The sequence below is a fragment of the Parendozoicomonas callyspongiae genome, from assembly GCF_023502345.1.
Lineage (GTDB): Bacteria > Pseudomonadota > Gammaproteobacteria > Pseudomonadales > Endozoicomonadaceae > Sansalvadorimonas > Sansalvadorimonas callyspongiae.
In genome coordinates this window covers 1-4,950 of the sequence record NZ_JAMFLX010000058.1, presented here as the reverse complement: position 1 = coordinate 4,950, position 4,950 = coordinate 1, and the positions used below count along the sequence as shown (strand labels likewise).

Here is a 4,950-nt window from a genome sequence, read left to right as displayed (position 1 = left end):
CTGCCAGAACGTGTTTCATTTTTGGCCTTGCCGGTCTTTTCAGGGAGGGCAAACGCTTCTACCCCAACGGCCTGTCGTCCTGCGGGAGTTAGGGCGTAATCAAACCAGCGACCATTACGATTGATTGGCTTAATTAATTTCCTATTCAGCAAGCTGTCAATTACCATTTTTCGAGCACCACCATTAATTGGTAAATCCTGAGCAGTGAAGTTGCCCTTGTCGTGGCCAAGTTTCAGAACCTTCTCCTGGGTTTGGGTTAGTGCTTTCATTTTCATCACGTTTACCTTTACTTCGGTTGGGTTATGTACGCTCAATCCCAAGTGCGTATTCGAGGTGCTCGATCATATGATCCAGATCGCCAACATGCCCCCAATGACATTGCCCATCGGCAGGATCGATATGCAGGTCAGCCTGTTTCCTGATCAACTGAATCAGCTGATCAAGCTTGACTCTTCTCTCCTTAAGAGCATCTTGGGGATCGGTTCTATTCATTAAAGGCCCCAGAACATATGACAATTGATTTGTTACAACTTCATTCAGGCTCTGTTCAGGCTACTTATCAAGTTATATCTCCATTAATAATCAATTGTGTATAAGTTGATTGACAGGTGGGTTTGGCAGGCCACATCTATCTTTCAAAGCGGCTGAAACAAGAGATATCAGGCTATTCCAGACAACCCAGAAGAAAGGCAAGTTTAGATCTATGTTGGCGAGATATACGCTACTTTTCCAGAGTTCCCCTACAGGCAGGGTAACGGCTACAGCCCCAAAAGTCCTCACCTCTATGACTCCCCTTTTTGGCAGTACGATTAACCATTATGCTGCGGCACTTTGGACATTGAGGCACAGGCCCCTTGGCCTCTTTTGACGACGCTCGTGGAACCACCTCATCAATGGGAATCATTTCAGAAAGGGCTTCACCATCAATTAGCCGGATGTTCTGTCTATGAGCAAACTGTTGAGCATCCTGGGTAAATGAACCGGTTGTGATCAATACCCCTCCTGCTGCCTTCTCTGCTGTTACAACGCCAAACAGTTCTCTGACAACAGAAACTCCAACTTTTCTGGATTGCCAGTGTTTGCACTGTACCAAGAGAGTGTTGCCCTCCTTCTTAGCGATTAGATCAATACCCCCATCAGATCCGCCCTGCCCCTTTTCCTCAACCTGGTAACCCTGGTTTCTGTAGAACTCACCAATATACTGCTCAAACTCCTGCCAGCTCAGCCTGCGAACATCATTAATATTTTTCTGATCGATAAATAGCTGTTTTCTTTTCCAGCCCCTGACAACAGATACCAGTGCAGCCAATAGAAACAGGCACGCCAGTGGAACCGCTAAAAGTGAAAGCGAGAGAGCAAAACCTTTGAAGACCGGGTTGTGAAACTCAACCAGAGGCAGGACATTACGAAAGAACATGTACACAGCCACTGCAGCAACAACACTAACCCACCTAGGCAGGCTGGCCACTCTATTGAGAAATGGATATTTTTTTGACATCCCGGAAACCGTTACTATTTCAATACTGTTCTGGTCGGCTGAGTAGCAGATCAATGTAGGGGGGAACTACCGAAAATGCCTAAGCTTGAACATAAATGTGGAGAGTTCTTACGCTTTCGCGACTTAATCTCGTGTGGTGAGGCTCAGCAATGGTCAGGTGTTGCTAACACCCCCAAGAGTTCTGCCAGTTGGGAGGCCCTTGCAGACTTAGCCTGCAACATTCTCGATCCAGTAATGCTCCAGTTTGGCCGTATCGAACTGACCTACGGATTTTGCTCCCTTGAGCTGATCAGAGCACGAAATAGAATGTCTCGGGAGCGCGGAATATTCCCTGCCATATTTCCTAAGCTTGACCAGCACTGTTGCCATGAGGTGAATAATCAGGGGCAACAGATATGCGAAAGGGGTGGTGCAGCATGTGACTTTATTGTTCCAGGTACATCAACCCTGGCTGTTACCCGGTGGATTATTGAAAAACTTCCTTTTGACCGGCTGTACTTTTATTGTGCCGACAAACCATTACACGTCAGTTATAACAGTGAAGGAAGAACCCGGCAGGTTACAGTTATGAAGCCGAAAGCTGCAGGACGAGGATATATACCTGCCACTATGAAAGCCGAGACGTTTCTGGAGTTGTATTCCGATGAATCATGAGCAGTGGCTTGCAGTGGTAAAACAGCTATCTGTCGGTAAGATTTTACCGAAAGCCGTTTATGTTCACCGGAATGCTCTAGAGCAGGAATCCCCTACCCTAGCTAATTTTATAAATGACCAGGCAAGTAGTGCAGGGTTAGAGGATGAAGACTGGAATATTGCAAGGCTTCACAAGGACGTCTTCAAAGTCACGCTTTTGAATTATCCCACTTTCTATGATGAAGCCTACCCTGCTCTTCATGGCAGCACAGGCATAGATCTACGGAACAACAAGGCAAAAACCACAGATTTCTCTTGTTCTGCAAATCCACCAATATTGCACCGCAAAGAAAATATGATTCTTGCTTCAGACCCAGCTTATGAAGACTTTTGTGAGATAACAAGAGAAGGTGAGCAGGCGGGACTTTACGATAACACTCGAATCATAGGCTTCAAACAGAGTTGGGAAATTCTCATTCAGGATAAAGGTTATGAATTGTTGGATGGCCGGTTATTTCGGCAGGCAAGTTTTTGTGAAGATAGTAGCAACCACAAGGTAGACCGACATAAGACAGCCCTGAGCAGAGACACTCTCTCCAGCCCTTTAAAAACACTGGCCCAGAATGGATATCTTGAAGGACAGTATTCACTGTTTGATTACGGGTGTGGCCATGGTGATGACATCACTGAGTTATCAGCCCACGGTCTTATAGCCAGTGGGTGGGACCCAAACTGGCGGCCTGATGGCGTTAAGGTTGAAGGTGATCTGGTAAATCTTGGCTATGTCATCAATGTTATCGAAAACTTACAAGAGCGTGTAGAAGCTGTTCAGGGTGCATGGGAACTTACCCGGAAACTGCTGGTTGTCTCCGCTATGATCGCCAGCGAAAGGCACATCAGTAAGTTCAAACCATTTAAAGATGGTGTACTAACCAGCCGGAATACATTCCAGAAATATTACTCCCAGGCAGAGTTACAGATATTTCTGGAGCAAATTCTGGACGAAGAACCGATTCCAATTTCGCCTGGCATCTTCTACATCTTTAAAGACAAGGATGAAGAACAGTTGTACCTGGCGAACAAGCAGCGAAGGAGAACGCGCTGGAAACAACTTGTCCATAAATCTGTACGTATCCCCAAAAAACAACAGCTTCTTACCGATAACCGTGAACTGTTTGAATGTTTCTGGAAACGAGCTCTTGAGCTGGGTCGTATACCTGCTCTTGATGAGTTTGAGGATAGTCATACTCTCCAGAAGGTGATCGGATCACCCCATAAAACCTTCAACCTTTTGCGAGATGAGTTTGATACCAGCGAGCTGGAACATGCGGAGCAAGAAAGGCGTGAAGACCTATTGGTCTATTTCGCCTTACAACTCTTCAATAAAAAACGGGTATACAAACACATGCCCGAGCAGTTGAAGCGAGATATAAAGGCATTCTTTGGTGATTACAAAACAGCTCTGTCAGAAGCCAAAGAACTGCTATTTTCGCTGGCCGAACCTGAACTCATCCATAACACTTGTGAACAAGCGCACAAAGAACTCCCTGCATCGATATTTAATGACAGCCATTCACTAGTTTTGCATAGCAAGTTCATCAATGATTTACCCCCGGCCTTGCGGGTATATGTAGGTTGTGCATCCCAGTTATTCTCCGATACGGATGGAGTTGATCTTGTCAAAATCCATATCCGTTCCGGCAAGCTTACAATGATGATATACGAAGGGTTTGAAACACAGCCAATCCCTGTGTTGAGAGAACGCATCAAAATAAACATGAGAACAAGGCAAGTGAACTTTTCCGACTATGGATATGGCGATTCTGAACCACAACCGTTGTACTGGAAATCCCAACAGATTGATGAGTCTTTTCCAGACTACAACAAGCAATGCAGCTTTGATAAACGTTTAGCAGAACTAGAATTACCTGGAATGGTGGGTTATGGGTTAAGCCCCGATGATTTCGAGGCTATTTTAAGAAATAGTTACAAGCTGCAGATCAAGGGCTACCGATTTTACCAAGCTTAAAAAGCTGGTCAGCACTTAAAATTCAGAAGCCAGATCTGTACTGAATATGAGCCCCTTCAGGTGATGCTCCTCAACCAGTGTCGGCAAAGCATCGTCACAGAAGAGAGACATGCACCGGTTAAATTTCGTTTTGAAAACAGATTTACCCTCAACATCAACTGTATTAAATGCCAGGCGCTTGACTCCCATATATACACCTGACTGAATATCTTGCTCGCTGTTCAGCTCATCTGCCAAACCAAGAGTAAGACAATTAAAAAGGTAATAATTTTCTGAATTTTGAGTTACAGGCAGAAGTTCACCAAAAGGTTCCAGGATCGAACTTAATACTTGGTAAGCCTTTTCAGAGAGAACAAGGGTAGATCCTCTCCAGACACAAACATCGGGAAGTGGAGCATCTGGTTTATCCTGAACCGGTGCAAAGTTAACATTCAAAGGTTTCCACCAGCTTCTCATGGCCAGATTACGAGCATGAAACTTCATCACATCACGAGAAGGGACAGAGTCAGGTGCAGCGTCCATTAAGGCAGTAATTGGCAGGCACAGCTCCTGATATTCATATCCGTCGTTTTTGATGCTGTAAATCGTCATACTCCACTCCAGCTATCATCAGGTGGCATAGTAACTTCCGGTGGTTGATTACCATCCTGAAGTAATTTTCCTATTAAATTCAAAGCTCGAATAGCTTCATCTCGATCATCTACTGCCAGGAGTCGTCGAAATACCCACCCCTCATAATTATGGGTATGAATCTCAAGATGAGAATTGGCATCCGGTATACTCCAGTGCT

At 45.1% G+C, this 4,950-nt stretch carries 7 protein-coding genes; 2 read left to right on the top strand and 5 right to left on the bottom strand.

Annotated elements, in window-relative coordinates:
- The 3 genes from M3P05_RS20045 to M3P05_RS20035 all read right to left on the bottom strand — a co-directional run.
- The coding region (locus M3P05_RS20045; protein WP_249701906.1) for a hypothetical protein at positions 1-275 on the bottom strand (275 nt) is incomplete at its 3' end.
- A gap of 25 nt (positions 276-300) precedes the next feature.
- The gene (locus M3P05_RS20040; RefSeq protein ID WP_249701905.1) at positions 301-492 is read right to left on the bottom strand and encodes a hypothetical protein; all 192 of its coding nucleotides are present in this window, start codon (positions 490-492) and stop codon (positions 301-303) included.
- Positions 493-721: 229 nt separating this feature from the next.
- Positions 722-1,498 (bottom strand): restriction endonuclease, encoded by a 777-nt coding sequence (locus M3P05_RS20035; RefSeq protein WP_249701904.1) that lies wholly within the window; start codon positions 1,496-1,498, stop codon positions 722-724.
- Positions 1,499-1,573: 75 nt separating this feature from the next.
- On the opposite strand from M3P05_RS20035, the gene M3P05_RS20030 reads away from it, so the two are divergent.
- Both M3P05_RS20030 and M3P05_RS20025 read left to right on the top strand, forming a co-directional pair.
- Complete coding sequence (locus tag M3P05_RS20030; RefSeq protein ID WP_249701903.1) at positions 1,574-2,152, top strand: hypothetical protein; 579 nt, start codon at positions 1,574-1,576, stop codon at positions 2,150-2,152.
- Positions 2,142-4,160, top strand: a complete 2,019-nt coding sequence (locus M3P05_RS20025; RefSeq protein WP_249701901.1) for a DNA phosphorothioation-associated putative methyltransferase — start codon at positions 2,142-2,144, stop codon at positions 4,158-4,160. The genes M3P05_RS20030 and M3P05_RS20025 overlap by 11 nt, the downstream gene beginning before the upstream one ends.
- Before the next feature lie 15 nt (positions 4,161-4,175).
- Here M3P05_RS20025 and M3P05_RS20020 read toward each other — a convergent pair whose 3' ends face one another.
- Both M3P05_RS20020 and M3P05_RS20015 read right to left on the bottom strand, forming a co-directional pair.
- Positions 4,176-4,751: an imm11 family protein gene (locus M3P05_RS20020; protein WP_249701900.1), complete on the bottom strand. Its 576-nt coding sequence runs from the start codon at positions 4,749-4,751 to the stop codon at positions 4,176-4,178.
- Positions 4,748-4,950 (bottom strand): hypothetical protein (locus M3P05_RS20015; protein ID WP_249701899.1); only part of this gene is annotated, 203 nt, incomplete at its 5' end. The genes M3P05_RS20015 and M3P05_RS20020, both read right to left, overlap by 4 nt.

What these genes read in the sequence shown, in the direction of transcription:
- M3P05_RS20025 (WP_249701901.1), top strand. Translation starts at nt 2,142, where the DNA reads ATGAATCATGAGCAGTGGCTTGCAGTGGTAAAACAGCTATCTGTCGGT.
- M3P05_RS20040 (WP_249701905.1), bottom strand. Translation starts at nt 492, where the DNA reads ATGAATAGAACCGATCCCCAAGATGCTCTTAAGGAGAGAAGAGTCAAG.
- M3P05_RS20020 (WP_249701900.1), bottom strand. Translation starts at nt 4,751, where the DNA reads ATGACGATTTACAGCATCAAAAACGACGGATATGAATATCAGGAGCTG.
- M3P05_RS20035 (WP_249701904.1), bottom strand. Translation starts at nt 1,498, where the DNA reads ATGTCAAAAAAATATCCATTTCTCAATAGAGTGGCCAGCCTGCCTAGG.
- M3P05_RS20030 (WP_249701903.1), top strand. Translation starts at nt 1,574, where the DNA reads ATGCCTAAGCTTGAACATAAATGTGGAGAGTTCTTACGCTTTCGCGAC.